21 protein-coding genes are annotated in these 19,653 nt (G+C 60.1%); 12 read left to right on the forward strand and 9 right to left on the reverse strand.

Annotation, left to right across the window (positions count from 1 at the left end):
• Positions 1 to 163: 163 nt before the first annotated feature.
• A complete protein-coding gene (locus F7P65_RS15900; RefSeq protein ID WP_150293352.1) occupies positions 164 to 508 on the reverse strand; it encodes a hypothetical protein in 345 nt (114 codons plus the stop codon).
• 63 nt (positions 509 to 571) lie between these two features.
• Positions 572 to 1,150 carry a sigma factor-like helix-turn-helix DNA-binding protein gene (locus tag F7P65_RS15905; protein ID WP_150293354.1) on the reverse strand — a complete coding sequence of 193 codons (579 nt, stop codon included), beginning with the start codon at positions 1,148 to 1,150 and terminating at the stop codon, positions 572 to 574.
• Between the two features lie 289 nt (positions 1,151 to 1,439).
• Between F7P65_RS15905 and F7P65_RS15910 the strand changes: the two genes are divergently transcribed.
• The 4 genes from F7P65_RS15910 (at position 1,440) to F7P65_RS15925 (ending at position 3,804) form a co-directional block, all read left to right on the forward strand.
• Entirely contained in the window at positions 1,440 to 1,868 is a 429-nt protein-coding gene (locus F7P65_RS15910) for a sigma-70 family RNA polymerase sigma factor (RefSeq protein ID WP_162854656.1), read from the forward strand.
• Between the two features lie 81 nt (positions 1,869 to 1,949).
• Positions 1,950 to 2,720: a DUF7146 domain-containing protein gene (locus F7P65_RS22650; protein ID WP_420853322.1), complete on the forward strand. Its 771-nt coding sequence runs from the start codon at positions 1,950 to 1,952 to the stop codon at positions 2,718 to 2,720.
• A gap of 18 nt (positions 2,721 to 2,738) precedes the next feature.
• On the forward strand, positions 2,739 to 2,945 hold the full coding sequence (locus F7P65_RS15920; protein ID WP_150293360.1) for a hypothetical protein: 207 nt from the start codon (positions 2,739 to 2,741) through the stop codon (positions 2,943 to 2,945).
• Between the two features lie 58 nt (positions 2,946 to 3,003).
• The gene (locus tag F7P65_RS15925; protein WP_150293362.1) at positions 3,004 to 3,804 is read left to right on the forward strand and encodes an IclR family transcriptional regulator domain-containing protein; all 801 of its coding nucleotides are present in this window, start codon (positions 3,004 to 3,006) and stop codon (positions 3,802 to 3,804) included.
• Positions 3,805 to 3,920: 116 nt separating this feature from the next.
• Here the strand turns inward: F7P65_RS15925 and F7P65_RS15930 are convergent, their stop codons facing one another.
• From F7P65_RS15930 to budC, 7 genes are read right to left on the reverse strand one after another with little or no spacing between them, the layout of a single operon-like run.
• Positions 3,921 to 4,955 (reverse strand): alcohol dehydrogenase catalytic domain-containing protein, encoded by a 1,035-nt coding sequence (locus F7P65_RS15930; protein ID WP_162854657.1) that lies wholly within the window; start codon positions 4,953 to 4,955, stop codon positions 3,921 to 3,923.
• Between the two features lie 51 nt (positions 4,956 to 5,006).
• Complete coding sequence (locus F7P65_RS15935; RefSeq protein ID WP_150293513.1) at positions 5,007 to 6,071, reverse strand: phosphotransferase; 1,065 nt, start codon at positions 6,069 to 6,071, stop codon at positions 5,007 to 5,009.
• Positions 6,068 to 7,234 carry an acyl-CoA dehydrogenase family protein gene (locus F7P65_RS15940; protein WP_150293366.1) on the reverse strand — a complete coding sequence of 389 codons (1,167 nt, stop codon included), beginning with the start codon at positions 7,232 to 7,234 and terminating at the stop codon, positions 6,068 to 6,070. The genes F7P65_RS15935 and F7P65_RS15940 overlap by 4 nt, the downstream gene beginning before the upstream one ends.
• A gap of 2 nt (positions 7,235 to 7,236) precedes the next feature.
• Positions 7,237 to 7,884 (reverse strand): 3-oxoacid CoA-transferase subunit B, encoded by a 648-nt coding sequence (locus F7P65_RS15945; RefSeq protein ID WP_150293368.1) that lies wholly within the window; start codon positions 7,882 to 7,884, stop codon positions 7,237 to 7,239.
• A complete protein-coding gene (locus F7P65_RS15950) occupies positions 7,884 to 8,591 on the reverse strand; it encodes a CoA transferase subunit A (RefSeq protein ID WP_150293370.1) in 708 nt (235 codons plus the stop codon). Before F7P65_RS15950 ends, F7P65_RS15945 begins: the two co-directional genes overlap by 1 nt.
• Positions 8,592 to 8,604: 13 nt before the next feature.
• Positions 8,605 to 9,357, reverse strand: coding sequence for an SDR family NAD(P)-dependent oxidoreductase (locus tag F7P65_RS15955; RefSeq protein WP_150293372.1), 753 nt, complete (start codon positions 9,355 to 9,357; stop codon positions 8,605 to 8,607).
• Between the two features lie 51 nt (positions 9,358 to 9,408).
• Positions 9,409 to 10,263, reverse strand: a complete 855-nt coding sequence (gene budC, locus F7P65_RS15960) for a meso-2,3-butanediol dehydrogenase (RefSeq protein ID WP_275897563.1) — start codon at positions 10,261 to 10,263, stop codon at positions 9,409 to 9,411.
• Between the two features lie 254 nt (positions 10,264 to 10,517).
• On the opposite strand from budC, the gene F7P65_RS15965 reads away from it, so the two are divergent.
• From F7P65_RS15965 to F7P65_RS16000, 8 genes are all read left to right on the forward strand, one after another.
• On the forward strand, positions 10,518 to 12,233 hold the full coding sequence (locus F7P65_RS15965; protein WP_205452107.1) for a thiamine pyrophosphate-binding protein: 1,716 nt from the start codon (positions 10,518 to 10,520) through the stop codon (positions 12,231 to 12,233).
• A 71-nt stretch (positions 12,234 to 12,304) separates the two neighbouring features.
• The gene (locus F7P65_RS15970) at positions 12,305 to 13,510 is read left to right on the forward strand and encodes a CaiB/BaiF CoA transferase family protein (protein WP_205452109.1); all 1,206 of its coding nucleotides are present in this window, start codon (positions 12,305 to 12,307) and stop codon (positions 13,508 to 13,510) included.
• Positions 13,507 to 14,646: a thiolase family protein gene (locus tag F7P65_RS15975; RefSeq protein WP_205452112.1), complete on the forward strand. Its 1,140-nt coding sequence runs from the start codon at positions 13,507 to 13,509 to the stop codon at positions 14,644 to 14,646. The genes F7P65_RS15970 and F7P65_RS15975 overlap by 4 nt, the downstream gene beginning before the upstream one ends.
• A 2-nt stretch (positions 14,647 to 14,648) precedes the next feature.
• The gene (locus F7P65_RS15980; RefSeq protein ID WP_150293382.1) at positions 14,649 to 15,053 is read left to right on the forward strand and encodes a Zn-ribbon domain-containing OB-fold protein; all 405 of its coding nucleotides are present in this window, start codon (positions 14,649 to 14,651) and stop codon (positions 15,051 to 15,053) included.
• Positions 15,050 to 15,922 carry a MaoC/PaaZ C-terminal domain-containing protein gene (locus F7P65_RS15985; protein WP_205452114.1) on the forward strand — a complete coding sequence of 291 codons (873 nt, stop codon included), beginning with the start codon at positions 15,050 to 15,052 and terminating at the stop codon, positions 15,920 to 15,922. Before F7P65_RS15980 ends, F7P65_RS15985 begins: the two co-directional genes overlap by 4 nt.
• Positions 15,923 to 15,959: 37 nt before the next feature.
• Complete coding sequence (locus F7P65_RS15990; protein ID WP_150293384.1) at positions 15,960 to 17,093, forward strand: NAD(P)-dependent alcohol dehydrogenase; 1,134 nt, start codon at positions 15,960 to 15,962, stop codon at positions 17,091 to 17,093.
• 2 nt (positions 17,094 to 17,095) lie between these two features.
• The gene (locus tag F7P65_RS15995) at positions 17,096 to 18,511 is read left to right on the forward strand and encodes an aldehyde dehydrogenase family protein (RefSeq protein ID WP_150293517.1); all 1,416 of its coding nucleotides are present in this window, start codon (positions 17,096 to 17,098) and stop codon (positions 18,509 to 18,511) included.
• Between the two features lie 108 nt (positions 18,512 to 18,619).
• Positions 18,620 to 19,582 (forward strand): alpha/beta hydrolase, encoded by a 963-nt coding sequence (locus F7P65_RS16000; protein ID WP_150293386.1) that lies wholly within the window; start codon positions 18,620 to 18,622, stop codon positions 19,580 to 19,582.
• Positions 19,583 to 19,653 lie beyond the last annotated feature (71 nt).

Below are 19,653 nucleotides of genomic sequence, written 5' to 3' on the forward strand. Positions count from 1 at the left end.
CCGCCGAAGAGGGTGGCCGCCCCGATCCTTTCGGGTCGGCCGCCCCTCATCGCTGCATAGAGGCAGCTCAGGATCAGCAGCATCAGAAATCCAGATTGTCGTGTCATAACAATAGGAAAAGCACAGAGCCGCGCGCATCCGTCAACAACTGCAGGAGCCGTGATCAAGCCGCGCGAAGATAGCGTCCGTCAGAGGGCCGCTCCCTGTGCTGCGCCTTGAACAGATCACCATAGCCGACCTCCGCAAGCCCGACATCATCGTTGGTCTGCTTGAGATTGGCGTGGGTCGCGACAATCTCCTGCCGTGTCTGGGCGATCAGCATGACAGCCGATGCCGAACTGACGAGCGCGTCCTGGCCGATGGCCGCCGCAAAGCGGGCATCCAGCCTGGCAATCGGCAAGGCGGCATTGAGTTCGGCAATCCGGGCTGCCGCGATGTCGATGGCCTCTTCGGCGGCAAAGAGTTTTCCGGCCACGGATTTGGCGATGGTTTCACGTTGTGAGCGCATGATTTCTCCTTCCCGCGTCCGTAAGGAGCGGGTCCTTGCATTGATGATGTGGAAAATGCTGCCTTAAGTGTATGCGCTATTGAGCGCCGTAAGCAGCGAAGCGGCCGACCCTGCCAATACAAGAGCGAGGACGGCAACGGCCGCAATGACGGCCAGGGTTACGATGAGCTTCAGGTCATTGTCTTGCCTCCCGCTTTTGCGGAGCGTCAGAATGTCCCGACGGGCCAGAAGGCGGAGGAGGCTGGAAAAAGCATCCTGTTCCAACGCCGGTGGTTCTGCCTGTGGGGCCTGTGCATCCGCTTGAACATTAGCGGGTTCATCTGGTCCGAAATTATCGGGTTGCGGAAGGTCTAATTTTTGGGGGGCTAAAGAATAGCCCCCGCTTTGGGCGTGCACGAGGGTGGCTTCGTACGCAGCAACCATACGTCCGGCCTCTGTCCGGTATAACTCGCCGCCGAGCCGCTCACGGGCTTTCTGGATCGCCTTGTTGACCGCGTGAAAGGTGGAGTCCAACTGCCTGGCGATCTCCTTCGCCTTATATCCCTTTCCGGCTAACTTGAGCAATTCGCGCTCGCGCTCGCTCAGACGTTCGAGCCGTTCTCGATATGGTTCCCAGTCGATCGGTTCAGGGTCGGACGTCATGACGGTCAATGTCTCCTCCACATCTCTGCCGCCTTGAATGTGCCGCGAGCTGCGATGCGCGATCGGTCGCGCACCGCAGCAGTGTCATGAAATGGAAGTGTAAAAGCAACGAAGAATGGATGCCGAATCGGTCCGTCGAGACGTCCGCCGCGGAGGCAGCCGCGCGAAAGAAGTTCGCCGCATTTACATGATGGGTCTGGATACCGCCCAGTCATAGGGAGGAGGGAAAGAGGGAGGGGTAGTGATGCGGCAAGTGGGTCGCGCTCTTCCCCTCAACCCGGAGATTCCCATGACATGCCGGCTGGTTTTTCAGGCATTGCGCGATCTGCTGGCCGTCGGAACGCTGTGTCGCGGCTCGTTACGCAATGACGCTGCGGTGGCGCGGGCGATCAGGGCCTATCTTGCGGCTGCCGAACGTCCAGACCGGCAATGCCAGGCCCTTGCTGAAACGGAACTGGCGGCTGTCTGCGATCGAGTTGGCGCCGACCAGCAGGATGGGTTTTCGCATACACCGGACACTGCGATACAGTCGATGGTTGATGCCATGCCTCCGCTGACCGCCGCGATTCTTGCTCTTCGGGTGCATCACGGCATGGGCGTTGATGCCATCGCCGAGCGATTTGCGATTCCTCGATGGAAGATCCGTAGGCATCTTCGCCGTGCGATCCGCACCATCGCAAGAGGAGCCGTACCCAACGGCCGCGGTTCTTCGGGCTGACGTGGCATGGTTTCGCCGCTGAATGCGCAAGGGCGCGCGATCGTCGAGAAGTTGGGTGGAGTATGGACGCCACAAGGTGGGATGTGCCACTGCCCGGCACATGATGACTGCACGCCGAGCCTCTCCGTGCGGGTCGGCGATCGAGCGCTTCTATTCAAATGTTTTGCCGGCTGCGACACGAGAGACGTGCTGCGCATCGTCCGGGCCATCGATCGCGGCGCCCTGCAATCGATAGCTACCCATTCGCCGCCCGGATCGCCGCCTACATCCTGGAATCTGCGGCGCGCTCATAATCTCTGGCATTCCAGCATTCCCCTCGTTGGAACGATCGGGGAGAACTATCTCCGCAGGCGCGGTATCGAACAGATCCCGTCCTCCATTCGCTTTCATCCACGCGCGCCCTTGGGAAGCGGAAGAAAAGCGACCTTTCGTCCCGCCATGATCGCTGCCGTGCGCGAGCGCCGCCAAATTGTGGCGGTTCAGCAGACCGTTAATCAGGTTCCACTGGATTGCCTGCAGGTCGAGAACATAAGCGCCTCCGTGCAGATAGAGCAGTTTCAGGGTCGTTGCCGGAGCGCCTTTCCGACGCGCGCGAAAAACGCGCATGCCATTCTCCGCGCTCTCACGCCAATCCAGCCCGTCCGCCAGCTTCCTAGGTGGTTTGCTCGGGCCCTGAGCCCGATCCTTCCTGATCGTCTCGGCCAGAACCTTCGGGTCAGACAAGTTCGGCGTCAGAAGCTTCACAAAGTGGTAAAAGGCCCACCCGCGAAGATTGAACTTGAACTGGGGGTTGGGATCGATGGCGTCGAACTCGGACATGATCCCAGCATACTCAGGTCCCGGCCTTTCTGAAAGCGGAACCGCCCCCAAGTGAATTTGTCCACGTCGCTCAACACCCTGTCCAGTTTTCCCGCACCACTTCACAGCATAAGAAGCTGGTCGGAGGGAGGAATCCCGGCATCAGTCCCGACGGCGACGGCGCTCGGCCTTTTGCAGCAGCAATTTGCGATTGAACCAAAAGGCGTCTTACGTTACGTGCATCGCGGAGAGATGATGGAAGAAGCGGAAATTTTTTGACTACGATTGAACAACAACTGAACGGTGAAGATCGGCGGATTGTGTTAGGAGTGTGCTTATGACCACTTCATTCAAACCTGTGGATGCCGTCATCAGAGCGCTCAATGTTCTTCGTTCGGTCAATGATAGTAAAGACGCGACCGTCGCATCAATTTTTCACGCGACGGACATAGATAAAGCGACGATCGTTCGGATGCTCGAAACACTCGTGCACGAGGGATATGTGGCGAAGGATGCGGAGCGCGCGACTTACCATCCCACGGGCAAAACCTTACAGTTGAGCCAAGGCTATGATTGGTCGCGGACGATTGCCCAGATAGCTGGGCCCATTTTGCAGCATTATCGCGTGAAGGTTGGGTGGCCATCGGACATTGCCGTTTTCGACCGCGACGCTATGGTGATTGCAGACACCTCTAGAGAGGGGAGCATTCTCTCGCTCAAGCGGGCTCCAGGCTATCGTCTTCCGATGTTGGGGTCCTCGGCTGGACTGGCTTATTTAGCTTTTTTGCCGCCGATGAAGTGCCAACGCGTGCTTGAACGTGTCCAACTCAGTACAGACGGTTTCAACGATTTGGCCGGAGACCCAGCCGCATGTGAGAGGCTTTTCGAAGCGATACGCGCCAAGGGTTACGCCACAATGACTGATGAATATTCCCACCGCATCTCTGGTGGCGCGCTTTGGGCGATGGCAGTTCCAATCCAGTTAAAGGACCACGTCTTTGGCGCGCTTAATCTCATAATGATACGCAATGCCGTTTCTGAAGCCTTAGCCGTCAAAAAATATCTCCCATCATTACGGAAGACAGCGCGGTTGATGGCCTATAACTTGCAGTCCGGGATCGTGACGATAAACGATTAGGTTAGGCAGAGAACAGAGTTCTAGAGCATCGCGCGCAAGAAACCGGCCTTGCGATTAACTATTCTTCAACAAAAACTTTGAGCATGTGACCAGCGTTAAACTTAACGCAGCGCGCTCTAAGGAGAATTTTGAACTTCAATCATGATCTTGACCTCGCTGGCAGAGCCACTGAGGCAGTCAAATGCCATCTCGGTGTTCTCCAATGGAAATTGATTGGTGATCATTTTCCTAAAATATTCGGGCTTTTTGCCGATGAGATTAAGGACAGTTTCAAACTCTTTTGGTGTGTAAGCAAAGCAATAGTCGATAGCCAATTCCTTTAAAATCGCATGGACGGGGACATGCCTTACCTCGTGTTTGCAAACGCCAGCATATATAACGTGACTGTGCTGCGGGGCGTGAGCGATGATCTCCGCCAAAATGACCGGCGATCCCGTGCATTCGAAAATATTGAGCCCACGCGGTCGCCCCTCAAACCGCCGCAGCGCTAATGGTGAAGCGGAAGAAGGCACAAAATCATAGCCGTGCCAGAAATCATATGGCGATGTTGCTTTCGGATCGATGACCAAATCTGCTCCGAACTCTTGTGCCTTCTCTCGTCGGACGCTGGAGAAATCGACGCATATGTTCGGACCGCGCCCCATCTCCTGCAGGGCGATGAGCACGGCAAGGCCGATCGGCCCAGCTCCAAGGATGAGATTTGGTCCGGCATTCCGATCAGCAAGCAGTGCGGCGTGCCACCCCACGCTCAGCGGCTCCGTCAGCGCCGCAACGTCGCTTGGAACATTGTCAGGAATTTTGAAAGTCCGAGCAGAATCTATGAGACACCGAGTTGCCAGCCCCCCTGACCGCGCCGTCGAGAGGCCGACATTAATGAAACCTTCGCCGCTCGGATCAGGGCTGAAGGGAAGAGCAACGACGCGATCTCCCGGCCGTATATCCGTGCTGTTTTCCGGCCCAATTGAGATCACTTCAGCAGAAAATTCATGACCAGGGATTATTGCTGGAAGGTCGCCTGCATCCCCGTCGTAACTTTCCCCTTCGAGTCGCATTTGCTCACGTCGATGGAGATCGCTGCCGCAAATACCGTTGAATATCGGCGCGACCAGAAGCTGGCCAGGACCGGGAACAGGATCCTCCGCCTCGATCATTTGCAAGTTCCCGCCTCGCATTATAATCGCACGCATCTTCTGGTTCCATTCTCAAGATGATAATTTGCTTGCCTGGTACCATGCAAGCTGGGCCAGTTCGGGGAATGATTGTGCACGCTCTCGGGCTTGTGCAGAGGCAGCGGTACCCCGGACGCATCGTCCTTTGATACCGTGAAAAATAGCCGCCAAGCGAAACAAGTTAAAAGCCATGTAAAAGTCATAACCGGGCAAGGCGTCGATTCCGCGGTTCAAACAATAGCTGGTCAGATATTCCGACTCAGTTGGAATGCCCAGTGATGTGATATTCGCGCCACGAAGGCCTGCAACGATGTGAGGAGGCATCCGGTACATCATGGCATGATAAGCAAAGTCGGCACCGGGATGACCGAGGGTAGAGAGTTCCCAGTCCAGGACGGCAATGATCCGTGGCTCAACCGGATGAAAGATCATGTTGTCAATTCGAAAGTCGCCATGAACAAGGCTTGTTTCGTCTCCGTCTGGAATGTTCTCTGGAAGCCACTCAATCAGTCGATCCATGTTGAGATCGCGCCCTGCCGTATCATCCTCAAGATATTGACGAGTCCAACGAGCAATCTGTCTTTCGAAATAATTGCCGGCTTTACCGAAGTCTTGCAGCCCTATCCGATGGTAATCGATGCTGTGCAGTTGTGCGATTGTGGCATTCATGGAAGCAAAGATCGCCTGGCGTTCAACTTTGCTGACGTTCGGGGCCGTCGCGTCCCAGAAAATTCGCCCTTCCACTAGTTCCATGACGTAGAAGATTGTCCCGATCACGGAGGTGTCGGTGCATAGCCCATAAATGCGAGGCACGGGGAAGCCGGCCTCCCCGAGAGCCTGGATTACCTTTGCTTCTCGATCAACTGCATGCGCACCCCTTAATAGATCGCCGGCGGGTTGCTTGCGAAGAACATAGCTGCGCCGTGGCGTGACCAGTTTGTAGGTTGGATTCGACTGCCCTCCCTTGAATTGCTCGATCGTCAGGGCGCCACCATAATCGTCGACGTGAGACCGAAGCCATCGATCAAGAAGTCCCGCATTCAGTTCGAATCCCGACCTGACCGATGTTGTGCCGCTGTTTTCATCCTGCGCGCTCATTGCGACCTCGCTGCCCACTCCCGCTTTATTTTCTTCGCAATGGACCATTTGTGGACCTCGGTGGGGCCGTCGTAAATTCGGAATGCCCTTATCTCGCGAAAGGCTTGTTCAACGATGGTTTCACGGCTAACGCCTGTGCCGCCCATGACCTGTACGCAGCGGTCCGTAACTCTAAACAGCGCTTCGGAAACCGCAACCTTTGCCATAGAACTCTCGACAGTTCCTAGGGCGCCGCTGTCAAGCACCTTTGCGCACCAATCGATCATCAATTCGGCTTGCTTTAAATCGATGACATTTTCGGCCAGCATGAAGCCTACGCCCTCATGATCGATCAGTTGCTTGCCAAACGCCTGCCGGCGGTTGGCATAGTCGATAGCGATCTCCTGAGCGCGCGTCGCCAGTCCATGCCAGCGCATGCAGTGAGAGAGGCGCGCGGGGGAGAGCCTGACTTGCGCAAATGTAAAGCCTTCGCCTTCCTGGCCAAGCATCTGTTCGACCGGCACGCGGAGATTTTCGATCTCAACTTCGGCATGCCCTCCCGGCATGGAACTGTCGATCGTAGAAAGAAGCTGAACGATTTTGATGGATGGATTGGGCAGATCGACCAGGAACATGCACGCGCCACGGTCAGACTTCGCCATGACTATTCCGATTTGCGCGCCTGCTGCACCAGTGATGAATCTCTTGCGGCCATTGATCACCCAATGATCCCCAACAAGCTCGCATCGGGTTTTCATCATTGATGGATCTGAGCCGGCGCCATTCTCTTCCGCAGGCTCGGTCATGAAAAATGCCGATCGCGCTCGCCCTTCGACGAGCGGTGTCAGGAAACGGTCGCGTTGTTGCGCGGTGGCCACCTTGCCCAACAGATACATGTTACCTTCGTCCGGCGCCGCGGTGTTGCACGCGATGGGCCCGAGCGGCGAAAGACCGGTCTTGCGGAGGATGAGGGCCGTCTCCAGTTGGGAAAAGTGGGCTCCGTTTGAAAGGATATGGGGCGTCAAAACGCCTGCATCTCGCGCTTTGCTACGCAATTCGTCCACAAGATGGTCAGTTGGGCCATGTTCTTCCAACCTTGCATCAGATTCGAAGGGAATAACGACCTCGCGGACGAAAGCTTCTACTCTGGACGCAACGGTCTCTGCACAAGGAGTCGATGTCATGGTTAAAAGTAATCCCCCAGATCGAAACTAGCCTGCGTGCTTTCCATCACATTCCGCACCGACACATCAGGGGCGCATTCCATCAGTGTGAAACGGGATTGTCGGTCTGGGCGAGCAAAGACGGCAAGGTCTGTGATGATCATGTCGACGACGTATCGACCAGTGTAAGGCAAAGAGCAGGAACGCCGGAACTTTGCTGAACCGGTTTTGGTTACATGGTCCATCAGCACGATGATGCGTGGTACGCCGGCCACAAGGTCCATTGCGCCTCCCGGCCCTTTAACCGTCTGGCCCGGGACCATCCAGTTCGCAAGGCTTCCTTCCTCGTCCACCTCCATCGCGCCCAGGATGGATAGATTGATATGCCCGCCGCGCACCATGGCGAAGCTGTCAGCGGAGGAGAAATAGCTGGTTCGCCGCAATTCGGTGATCGTCTGCTTGCCCGCGTTGATGACGTCCGCATCGACTTCATCCTCGGTCGGAAAGGGCCCCAGGCCAAGTATGCCGTTTTCCGAATGCAGTGTCACGTCAATGTCGGCGGGAACATGGTTGGCGACCAGGGTGGGAATTCCGATGCCTAGGTTTACGAAATTGCCGGGCTTCAGTTCCCGGGCCGCCCGTGCGGCCATTTGATCGCGAGTCCAGACCATTATAGCGCCTCCTTCTTGAGGGTTTTCTGCTCGATCCGCTTCTCGTTGCAGGCGGCGTGGATCACCCGTTGCACATAGATGCCGGGTGTGTGGATCTGGCTGGGGTCGAGTTCGCCTGGGCCGACGATCTCTTCGACCTCGGCGATCGTGACCTTGCCGCAGGTTGCAACAATCGGATTGAAATTCCGCGCCGATTTCCGGTAGACCAGATTGCCAAAGGGGTCCGCGCGCCAGGCCTTCACGATGGCGAGGTCCGCGACCAGCCCGGTTTCCATGACATGGTCGAACCCGGCGAAGGTCCTTATTTCCTTGCCTTCCGCCAGTATCGTGCCAACGCCGGTGCGCGTGTAGAAGGCGGGTATGCCCGCGCCCCCGGCCCGGATGCGCTCCGCCAGCGTGCCTTGCGGGTTGAATTCGACCTCCAGCTCGCCCGACAGATATTGCCGCTCGAACTCCTTGTTCTCGCCCACATATGAAGCGATGATACGGCTGATCTGCCTGCTGCGCACCATGATGCCCAGGCCAAAATCGTCCACGCCCGCATTGTTGGATATCACCGTCAGGTTCTGGACGCCCGATCGCGCGATCGCGGCGATCAGCGTTTCGGGAATGCCGCACAGGCCAAAGCCACCGCTGGCGATGGACATGCCGTTGCGCAGCAGCCCATCCAGCGCCTGCTCGGCTGTTTCATATATCTTGCTGATCATGAAGGCAGGGTTCCTACAATGTGCTGGTGAGGTGGCCGCCGTCGACGACGATGACCGATCCGGTCATGTAGGCCGAGGCGTCCGACGCGAGGAGAAGCAGCGGGCCGTGCAGATCATCCATCCTGCCCAGACGGCGCTGTGGGATGCGGCGGATCATAGCCTGGCCGGCTTCGCTGGCGAAGAATGGTTCGTTGATTGCGGTCTGGATGTAGCCGGGCGCTATGGCGTTGACCCTAACGCCGTAGCGGGCAAATTCCAGCGCCAGCACCTTGGTCAGTTGGATGACGCCGGCCTTGGCCACCGCGTAGGATGCCACGCCGCCTGCCTGTCGCAAGCCGAGAATGGAGGCTATGTTGATGATCGATCCGGAGCGCTTGCCGGCTCGCATGCCGTTGGCAGCGATCTGGGCCAAGCGGAACATCCCCTTCAAATTGGTATCGATGACATCATCCCAATCGCTTTCGCTCAGTGCCAGAGCGGCGGACTCCTTGGCCAAACCGGCATTATTGACCAAAATATCGACCTTCTCGACAACGGCCATCGTGTCCTTATCCGGCATCCAATCGCGAACGTCCAATGCCAGAGTGCTGCATTGTCCCCCTGTCGAACGGATTGTCGATGCAAGCTGTTCACAGTTGCTCTGGCGCCGTGCCGCCAAGATCACCTCTGCGCCAGCTGAAGCCAGAACACGGGCAAATTCAGCTCCCAGCCCGGATGATGCGCCGGTAACGAGAGCGACTCTACCTTTCAGATCGCACGAAATCATGACCTCGCCTTTGCTAGTGTGTCAATCCAAGTCTCAATCATGTCATGCCGGTCAGTCGGGCGTCGCTCCGGCTGTTCCCAAAACTTCGCTCAGTGCCGCGAAATCTGGTTGACCGGTTGCCGCCGTAACCCCGCCGTCCACCGGAAGATTAACCCCGGTGATGTAAGATGCTTCAGTGGAAGCGAGAAAGGCGACCGCCGCAGCTATTTCCGAAGGCGTCGCCGCGCGTCTCATCGGAATCCGCTCCGACAGTGTTTTGTAAGTTGTTTCGTTTTCGATGAAGCGGTGGGTGAGATTGGTGTCGACCAGACCCGGGCAGACGGCGTTCACGCGGACGCCGTCCTTGGCATAATCAACCGCCATTGCTCTCGTCAGATTCACGACGCCGCCTTTGGCGGTAGCGTAGGCTGTGAAATTGTAATCGGCGAAAAGTCCTGAAATGGAAGCGGTGTTGACAATAGATCCCTTGCCTTGAAGCAGGTAGGGAAGCGCGGCACGACTGGCAAAAAAAACTGAATCAAGAGCGACTGAAAGCACCTTGCGCCAATCGGACGTCGCAAGGACCCCTGCTTTTCCGCGGATCGAGAACCCAGCGTTGTTGATCAAAACATCGATTTTACCGAAGCGGCTTGCTGCTTCCTCGATCATCATGGAAACGGCATATTCGTCTCCGGCGTCCGCCGCACAAGTTATCAGCCGATCTCCAGCCTTATGGAATTTGTTCGCGGCCGCTTCCAGGAGCGACGGGTTGATGTCGGAAATGCAAACCGATGCGCCTTCAGCGAGGAGCCTCTCAACGATTGCCGCGCCAATCCCGCTGGCACCGGCCGTAACGATGGCCACTTTTCCTGAAAATCTCACCGGCCGTCCTCTCTGTAGCGCCAGACTTTTTTGGCCGTACGGCATGCGCGACGGCTGACACGATCATTCTAACTCAGAATGAAATGCTATTTCAACAGAAATTAAGGGCGTTCAATCCCAGAGCTTGGTTTGGGACTGCAAGAATCGCGGTCGGCCATTTTTTGTTGAAATGGTATTTCATTTGAACTAGGAGAATGGCAGGCCTTGCGCTTCACGCCGGTGGTCAATTGATGAGTTCAGCTAATGCCGCTGCCCAACCTGGGCGAGTTGGCAAGTAAGGAATGAGGATGTCTCAAGCGGTGAGTCTCCAAACTGGTGGAGAGTTGCTGGCGGCGACCCTGAGGGCTGCCGGCGTCGGAAAAATATTTGCGGTTCACGGTGGGCATCTGGAGTCCTTCTACAAGGGCTGCGGCGATCATCAGGTCGAACTTGTGGATTTTCGGCATGAATCGTCCGCCGGTCACGCCGCGGAAGCCTATGCGCGCCTCACCGGCAAGATCGGGGTTTGTGTGGTCACTTCTGGGCCGGGCTTCACCAACGCCATTTCAGCGATGGCCAACGCGCATTTGGACTGCATCCCGACCCTTTTCATCGTCGGCGCTCCCCCGCTGCGCGAAATGGAGACAAATGTCCTCCAAGGCGGTTTGGACCAAGTCGCGATGGCGCTGCCGACTGTAAAATGGGCGCAGAGAGTGACGAACACCGAGCGCATTCCCGACCTGACGGCGATGGCGATCCGGCAGGCCATGTCCGGCCGCCGCGGCGCGACGCTGATCGAAGTGCCGATCGATATTCTTCATATGTCCGTGGCCGCCGATCGCGCCACGCCGGCAGCCGGCCTGCACCCGGCGCCCCGGCCGGCTGCGTCGGACGCGGACCTGCGGGTCGCGCTGGAGATGTTGCGCAGCGCCGCGCGGCCCGCAATAATCTGTGGTGTTGAGGCAGGTTTCGCCAGTTGCGGCGAGGAGTTGACCGCTTTCGTCGAAGCGGCGCGCATTCCGGTCTTTTCCACGGCGCGGGGCGCGGGAGTGCTGCGGTCCGACCATCCGCTCAACGGCCAGATGGCCGCCAATCTGGCGAGCCTGCAAGGGGAGGAGCGGCCCGATGTTATCATGCTCCTGGGTGCGCGGCTGGGCTTCCGCCTCGGCGGCCGCAGCGGCTCCATCGTACCGCACGACGCGAAGGTGATCCAGATTTTCAGCGATGCGGCGGAAATCGGCCGCATACGGGACATCGACTTGCCCGTCGTTGCCGACAGCGGGGTGTTTGTTCGCCAACTGCTGAGCGCCGCCAATTCGGTCAAATGGCCCGAGCGCGGAGAATGGAGCAGGCGGGTGGCTGACGCGCGCAAGGCGCTGGACCTGCGCTATGCTGATCGTGAAGGTCCTGGCGGCATCCATCCTTATCATGCGGCGAAGGCGGCAATAGCCGCCGCCGGGCGCGACCCCATATTGGTGCTGGACGGCGGCGAGTCGGCAAGCTGGGCGGCTTTCCACGCCCGCATCGACACGCCGGGCAGCCTGATGGGTCTTGGCTATCTGGGTTGCCTGGGAACCGGGCCGGGCCAGGCGATTGGGGCGCAGATGGTTTGCCCGGACAGGCGGGTGCTTCAGGTGACCGGCGATGGCGCGATGGGATTCCATCTTGCCGAGTTCGACATCATGGTCCGCAGGAAGCTGCCGATCATGACGGTGATCCTCAACAACCAGGTTTGGGGCATGTCCATCCACGGCCAGCAGATCATGTATGGGGCCGATTATCACGCGATCAGCAAGCTGGGTGGAACGGACTATGCCGCCATAGCCTCCGCCTTCGGCTGCCATGCCGAGCGCGTGACTGCCCATGACGAGATCGGACCCGCATGTGAACGGGCATGGCGCAGCGGTTTGCCTTCCTGCATCGAGATCATGATCGATCCCGACGTCGTGCATCCTGTGACGATCGCCGCGCTGGGGGCCGCTCCGGCTGGTGAGGGCGTCACCATGATCCCCTATTATGAAAATATCCCGTCCTGACAGGGGCCGGCCGGTCCGAAGGGACATTGTTGCCGGGGTTTCAACCAGCTTTTTCCAGCGGAGCGATGCGCATGGCATTTGACAGGGCAGCGGATAATGGTTCCTTTCCAGGCGCGCTCCACGGAGTCCGCGTGGTGGACCTGACCACCGTTGTTTTCGGCCCATACGCAACCCAGACGCTGGGCGATTATGGCGCGGACGTCATCAAGGTGGAGGCTCCGGACGGCGACAGCACGCGCATGACCGGAGCGTGCGTCGAAAAGGGCATGGCCCCGCTGTTCCTGGGATCGAACCGGAACAAGCGGAGCGTGGTCCTTGACCTCAAGACGGCAGAGGGTCGGGCGGCCTTGCAGGCCCTGATCGCCACCGCCGACATCTTCATCCACAATATCCGCCCGCAGAAGCTGGAAAATCTGGGGCTGGCGGCAGAAGAGCTTTGCGCGGCCAATCCCCGGCTCATCTATGTCAGCCTGCTGGGGTTCGGATCGGGCGGCCCCTATTCGGGCAAGCCGGCCTATGACGACATCATCCAGGCTCTCAGCGGCGCGGTCGACCTTAATCGACGTCATGCGGGTACGATGCGCTACCTTCCCACCATCGCCGCCGACAAGCTGGGCGCGCAGATGGCGATCCATGCTGTGCTGGCCGCGCTCTACCAGCGGGAAAGGTCGGGTCGGGGCCAGGTTGTCGAGGTCCCCATGTTCGAATGCATGGTCCAGTTCCTGATGACCGAGCATTATTTTTCGCGCCATTTCGATCCCTTGCCGCCCAGCAACGGGCAGGCCGATGAATATTGCTATCCGCGCACAATCGATCCGTGGCGCCGCCCTTATGTCACGAGCGACGGACATGTCTGCCTGATGCCCTATAATGATCGGCACTGGCAGGAGTTTTTCAGCGAGATCGGCAAGCCGGAGCTGGCGAATGACCCGCGCTTCCGGACGCTGGCGGACCGGACCAGCAATATCGGCACGCTGTTGCCGCTGGTGGAGGCTGAAACGGCGGGCCAGTCCACCGCACACTGGCTGGCCGTCTGTAACCGGCTGGGTATTCCGTGTGCGCCGGTGAACGGGGTTGCCGATCTTGAGCAGGACGAGCATCTGAGGGCCGTCCGCATGTTCGGCGAGATGGAAACGGGCGCGGACTGGCGTTTCCGCTACGTCCGGTTCCCGGTCGACATGGAATGCAGCCAAGTTTCGCCGCGCCTGCCCCCAAGGCTGGGCGAGCACACAGAGGAAGTGCTTGCCGAATTGTCTTCCTTGATGGCCAGGCCGTGAGCGCTTCCTACCTCGTCGGTGTCGGCAACACCGCCTTCGGGCGGAAGGAGGGCAGTTCGGCCCTGTCGCTGATGGAGGAAAGCAGCTTCGCGGCGATCGGCGATGCAGGGCTGGAACCCGGCGACATTGACGGGCTGCTCTGTGGATACGCCACGACGATGCCGCACCTGATGCTGTCGGACGTATTCGCCGAGCGGATGGGCCTTGAGCTGTCGCTGTCGCTCACGCTGCAACTGGGCGGCGCGACCGGCGCGGCGATGATCGCGCTGGCCGACGACTTGATCCGCAGCGGGAGGAGCCGCAACATCCTGGTCGTTGCCGGCGAAAACCGATTGACCGGCCAGAGTCGCGACCAGTCGATCCAGACACTGGCGCAGGTGGGCGATCCCGTGTTCGAGGTGCCGACCGGCGCGTCTGTCCCAGCCTATTACTCGCTGATGGCGTCGAGATACATGTATGAGACGGGGTTGCGGGAAGGAGATCTGGCTGCGCTCTGCGTGCTGATGCGGAACCATGCGGCCCGCCATCCCGACGCCCATCTGAAAGAGCCGATCGCGCTGGCCGACGTCCTCGATTCAAAGCCAATCGCCACGCCGCTGAAGCTGCTGGATTGCTGCCCGATTTCCGATGGGTCGGTCGCTTTCGTGGTATCCGGCGAGCCGGGAGGGAGGGGCGTCAGGATCGCGGGAAGCGGACAGGCGCATCGCCATCAGCATATCTCGGCGATGAAGGATGTGCGCGAAACGGGCGCGGGCCACGCCGCGAAGGCAGCCCTAAAAGCCGCCGGCCTTGATTTGAAGGCGATGGATTATCTTGGTATCTATGACTCCTTCTCGATCACCTTGGCGATGCTTCTGGAGGAGATTGGCGTCGCCCCGGTTGGGCAGTCGGGCGCGTTCGCGCGGGAGGGGCAGTTCGCCCAAGGCGGGCCGACCCCGGTCAACCTGCACGGCGGCCTGTTGTCGTTCGGCCATTCCGGCGTGGCGGGCGGCATGGCCCATGTGGCGGAGGCCGTGCGCCAGTTGCAGGGCAAGGCGCTCGACCGCCAATCGGGTCAGCCGCAAACGGCGCTGATCCACGGCGACGGTGGCGTGATGTCCGCCCATGTATCGCTGGTGCTGGTAAGGGATCGCTGACGATGGCTCAATTGACCGAGGCTTCTTTCAGCGCAGGTCTGGCGCGCGGGCTGCTGCTATTGCAGAAATGCGCGTCCTGCGGGAGCGTGCAGAAGGGCGTGCGGGCGCGTTGCGCCCAGTGCGGTAGCCGGACGATGGAGCCGTACGAGGCGTCGCGGAACGGAACCGTCTATGCGCGCACACGTATTTTTCGCGCGCCGTCAGCGGCTTTCCGATCGATTGTTCCCTATGATCTGTGCTTGGTCGACTTGGCGGAGGGCGCGCGCATTATGGGCCATTGCGCGCCGGAGGTGGAGGTTGGCGACAAGGTGACCGCGCGTATCGCGACGATCGCGGACGAAAACCTGCTCTTCTTCGAAAAAGCGATGGGACCCGGCGCAGTTGCACCAGGAGGCGAAGAGGCGTGATCGATCCGGACAAGCTGCTGGCATGGATGTTTGAAGATGTCGTGCAGGAATATGACGAAAATTTTTCCATGCTCTATGCCCTGTCGATCGGATTGGGCGGCGATCCGACCGATGCGTCCCAGTTGACCTATGTCCAGGAAAAGGGGGCCGTACCGCTCAAGGCCTTCCCGACCATGGCGGTGGTGCTGGGATTTCCCGGGTCCTGGATGGCCGATCCGCGCACGGGCATCGATTTCAGCCGTATCGTCCATGGCGAGGAAAGCGTCGAATGGAACCGACCGCTGCCCGCCGCAGGAAAGGTGATCGCCCGGCACAAAGTGATTTCGGTCGAGGACAAGGGCGCCGACAAGGGCGCCGTCATCGCCTATGACAAATATCTGTTCGATGCTGGTTCGAAGGAACTGATCGCGACCGTGCGCCACACGACCTTCGCGCGCGGCGACGGGGGCTTTTCCGGATCGAGCCTCGCTGCGTCGCGCCGGGCCGCCACTCCGGTCGAAGCGCCCATCCCGCAGCGGAGTTGGAAAACGACGACTCTGCCGCAGCAGGCTCTGCTTTACCGCCTGTGCGCGGACCGGAATCCGCTGCACAGCGACCCCGCCACCGCCCGCGACGCGGGCTTCGAAGCGCCGATCCTGCACGGGCTTTGCACCTATGGCGTCGCCGCGCATGGGATCGTCGCGCAATGGTGCGGCTATGACAGCGACAGGCTCAAACGGCTGCAAGCGCGCTTTTCGTCACCCGTCACACCCGGTGATCGCCTGACCGTGCGATCGTCGATGGACGGGGCGACCATCCGGTTCGACGTGTGGAACGAGACACGGGGCCGGATCGCCCTGAGCAACGGGACGGCCGTCGTCGCCGACTGAGGGTGGCACGCCCCGCCGTAAAAGTGGAGAGCAGTTCATGAAAATAAGGGCAGCCGTTTCCAACCGGGGCGATGACCGCTTCAGTATCGAGGAACTCGATCTGGACGAGCCGCGCCCGGACGAGATACTGGTCCGTATCGAAGGCGTTGGCCTGTGCCACACCGACCTGGTCTTTCGCGACGCCGGCGATCTGCTGATCGCGCAGCCGGCGCTCTATGGCCATGAAGGCGCGGGCATTGTCGAAGCTGTCGGGTCCGCCGTATCGAAGGTGCGTCCGGGTGACGCGGTGGCCATTAGCTTTCGTTCGTGCGGAACCTGCGACAGGTGCAGCCATCACGACGCATCCTATTGCCGGTCCGCCTATGAATTGAACTGGGTGGGTGCGCGTACGGACGGCAGCAAGGCGCTGCACCGGGGGGATGAGGAAGTCGCGAGCAACTTCTTCGGCCAGTCCTCCTTCGCCACCCATTGCCTGACCTACGAGCGCAACGTGGTCCGATTGCCCGACGACGTACCGGTCGCGCTGATGGGCCCACTCGGCTGCGGCGTCCAGACCGGCGTGGGCGCGGTCATGAATTCGCTCGCCGCGCCCAAGGGTTCGACGATCCTGATTGTCGGCGGGGGAACGGTGGGGCTGTGCGCCGTCATGGGCGCTCGGATCGTCGGCTGCTCCACGATCATCCTGGTCGAACCGAAACCGGCCCGCCGCGAACTGGGCCGGGAGTTCGGCGCGACGCACTGCATCGACCCGGCGCAGTTGAGCTCGCTGTCGGCGGCCGTGCGGGAAATCCTGCCGCAGGGCGTGGATTTCGCGCTGGACGTGACTGGCATTCCGGCGGTGCTCGAACAGATACCCGCATGTCTTGGATCGAAGGGCGTGCTGGGGCTGGTGGGGGTGGTTCCACCGGGAACCCCCATGCCCGGCGACGCGGGAACGGCAGTCACCTTTGGCCTTTCCATCAAGGGGATCATTGAGGGCGACAGCAATCCCGACGAGTTCATCCCGGTGCTGATCGACCATTACAAGGCCGGCCGCTTGCCGTTCGACCGGCTGATCACGACTTATCCCCTAAGCGACATCAACAAGGCCGTGAAGGATCAACATGACGGCAAGTGCATCAAGCCGGTGCTGATTCCAGAAGCCGCCGGGACCGCAAGCAGAGGTAAGTGACCATGGATTTCGACCGCGATTACAGCATGACGATCAACGGCGGGCCGGCAACAGCGGCTTCTTGGCTGGATGTCGTCAATCCCGCGACGGGCAAGGCGTTCGCGCAGGTGCCGGATTGCACGAGCGAGCAACTGGACGAGGCTGTTTCGTCCGCGCAGGCCGCGTTCCCGCAATGGCGCGCGCTCCCGCTGTCCGACCGTCAGGCGCTGTTGCTAAAGGCCGCCGACGCCATCGAGCCGCACGTCGAGGCGCTCGTGCGGCTTTTCACCCGCGAACAGGGTCGCTCGACCGCTGGCGCGCGGCTGGAGATCGAGGGGGCGGTGCAGTGGTTGCGCGCCGTGTCCCGCATGGCCCCGCCCGAACATGTGGTGGAGGACAGCACGGAACAGTTGATTCGCACCCGATACGTCCCGCTGGGGGTCATCTGCGCCATCGCGCCGTGGAACTTTCCGGTGACATTGTCCATCTGGAAGATCGCGCCGGCCTTGCTTGCCGGTAACACGATGGTGTTGAAACCATCCCCCTTCACACCGCTCTGCACATTGAAGATCGCCGAATTGCTTCGCGACGTGCTGCCGGCGGGCGTGTTGAACGTCGTGTGCGGCGGGGACAATCTGGGCGTCTGGATGACGAGCCACCCCGGCTTCGCGAAGATTTCCTTCACCGGATCGACCGCCACGGGTAAGCGGGTCATGGAAGCCGCTTCCAGGGATCTGAAGCGCGTTACGCTGGAACTAGGGGGCAATGACGCGGCGATCGTGATGCCTGACGTCGATGTCGACGCGGTTGCGGAAAAGATTTTCAACGGGGCGTTTTACAACAGCGCGCAGATTTGCGTGGCGACCAAGCGGCTCTACGTCCACGCCGACGTCTATGACCGGTTGCGCGACCGGCTGGTGGAGTTGGCGCAGGCCGCGAAGGTGGGCGACGGTTCGCAGCAGGGCGTAACGCTGGGCCCGATTCAGAACGCCCGGCAATGGGAGCGTGTGCGCGAACTGCTCGCCGATGCCCGCGAAAAGGGGCTGACGCTGCTGCAAGGGGGGGATGTGCCCGAAGAGGGATTTTTCATTCCCGTCACTATCGTCGACAATCCGCCCGAACATGAGCGGGTCGTGCAGGAGGAAGCGTTCGGCCCGATCCTGCCGATGCTGAAGTTCCAGTCGGTGGACGAGGTTATCGACCGGGCGAATGCCAGCGATTACGGCCTGGCGGGCGCGGTCTGGTCCGCGGACGAGGACGCTGCCATGTCGATCGCGGAGCGGATCGAGACGGGCACCGTCTGGATTAACCAGAATCTGGTGCTGCGGCCTGATACCCCCTTCGCAGGCAGGAAGCAGAGCGGGCTGGGTGTGGAGAATGGCATGGAGGGCTTGTTGGAGTTCATGGCTCCGCAAGCCATCTACCTGGCGCGTTCGTGACGGATTCAGTGGTCTTTGGCTGTGGTGCTGTGGGGACTGCGGCGAGTGCTTCGCCACGGCGCCGCTCCCGTGTCCTATATATTATCGAGATCGACGCGAGGAGCAGTGATGCGCGATGAACTTCTGAACATTCCGTCCGGCGACCTGGTCCTGTCGACCAGAGTGGTGGGCGAAGGGCCGCTCATCATCCTGATGCATGGCTGGCCTGAACTGGGCCTGTCATGGCGCAATCAGATGAAGCCGCTCGCGGACGCAGGCTACACCGTCGCCGCGCCGGACATGCGCGGCTATGGATTGTCGTCCAAGCCGGCCGACACAGCGCATTACAGTTTTTTCGCGGCGGCCGACGACATGGCGGCCGTCGCCGACCATCTTGGCCATCGCCGCTGGATCTCGGTGGGTCATGACCTGGGGTCGAACGTGGCATGGCGCACGGCGCTGAGCTATCCCGACAGGGTCGCCGGCGTCTTTTCGTTCAGCGTGCCTTATGTCGGATCGACGCCCGCGCCGCGAAACGATCTTTACGATGTCATGTTCCCCGACCGCTTCTTCTACATGCGCTATTTTGAAAGCGTGGGTCCGGCAGAAGCGGAGCTGGAGCGGGACGTCCGGGATTCCCTGCGCCGCATTTATTATTCGCTGTCGGGTGATGCGCCGCTGGCGGACTGGTTGCGCGAACGGCCGATCGACGATCCGCTGCTGAAAGGCCTGACGCCGCCGCCGCCGGGCGAGCTTTCCTTCATGGATGATGCGGTGCTCGACCGTTATGCCGTCGCCTATGAAGCCGGAGGCTTTTTCGCGCCGATTTCCTGGTATCGCAATTATCCCTACGACTTCCAGCGGCTAGCCCAAGTGGGCGACCTTCGAATTGCGCAGCCATCTGGATTTTTGTGCGGGGAAAAGGAAATCGTGCTGACGATGTATCATGGCGCGCTGGAACGGCAGCGCGAATTGCTGAAGGATCTGCGCATGGAGAGGATCCTGCCAGACGCCGGGCACTGGATACAGCAGGAGCGCCCGGCCGAATGCACAGATGCGCTGCTGCGCTTCGTCCGCGATCTGGATGTGTGAGGGCGAAGGCCATGAGCTTCGGCAATGACCCCGCGAATTTTCATCATTTGAGCGGCCTTCCGGCGAGCATC

It is taken from the genome of Sphingobium estronivorans, assembly GCF_008692605.1.
In the GTDB taxonomy this organism is placed as follows: domain Bacteria; phylum Pseudomonadota; class Alphaproteobacteria; order Sphingomonadales; family Sphingomonadaceae; genus Sphingobium; species Sphingobium estronivorans.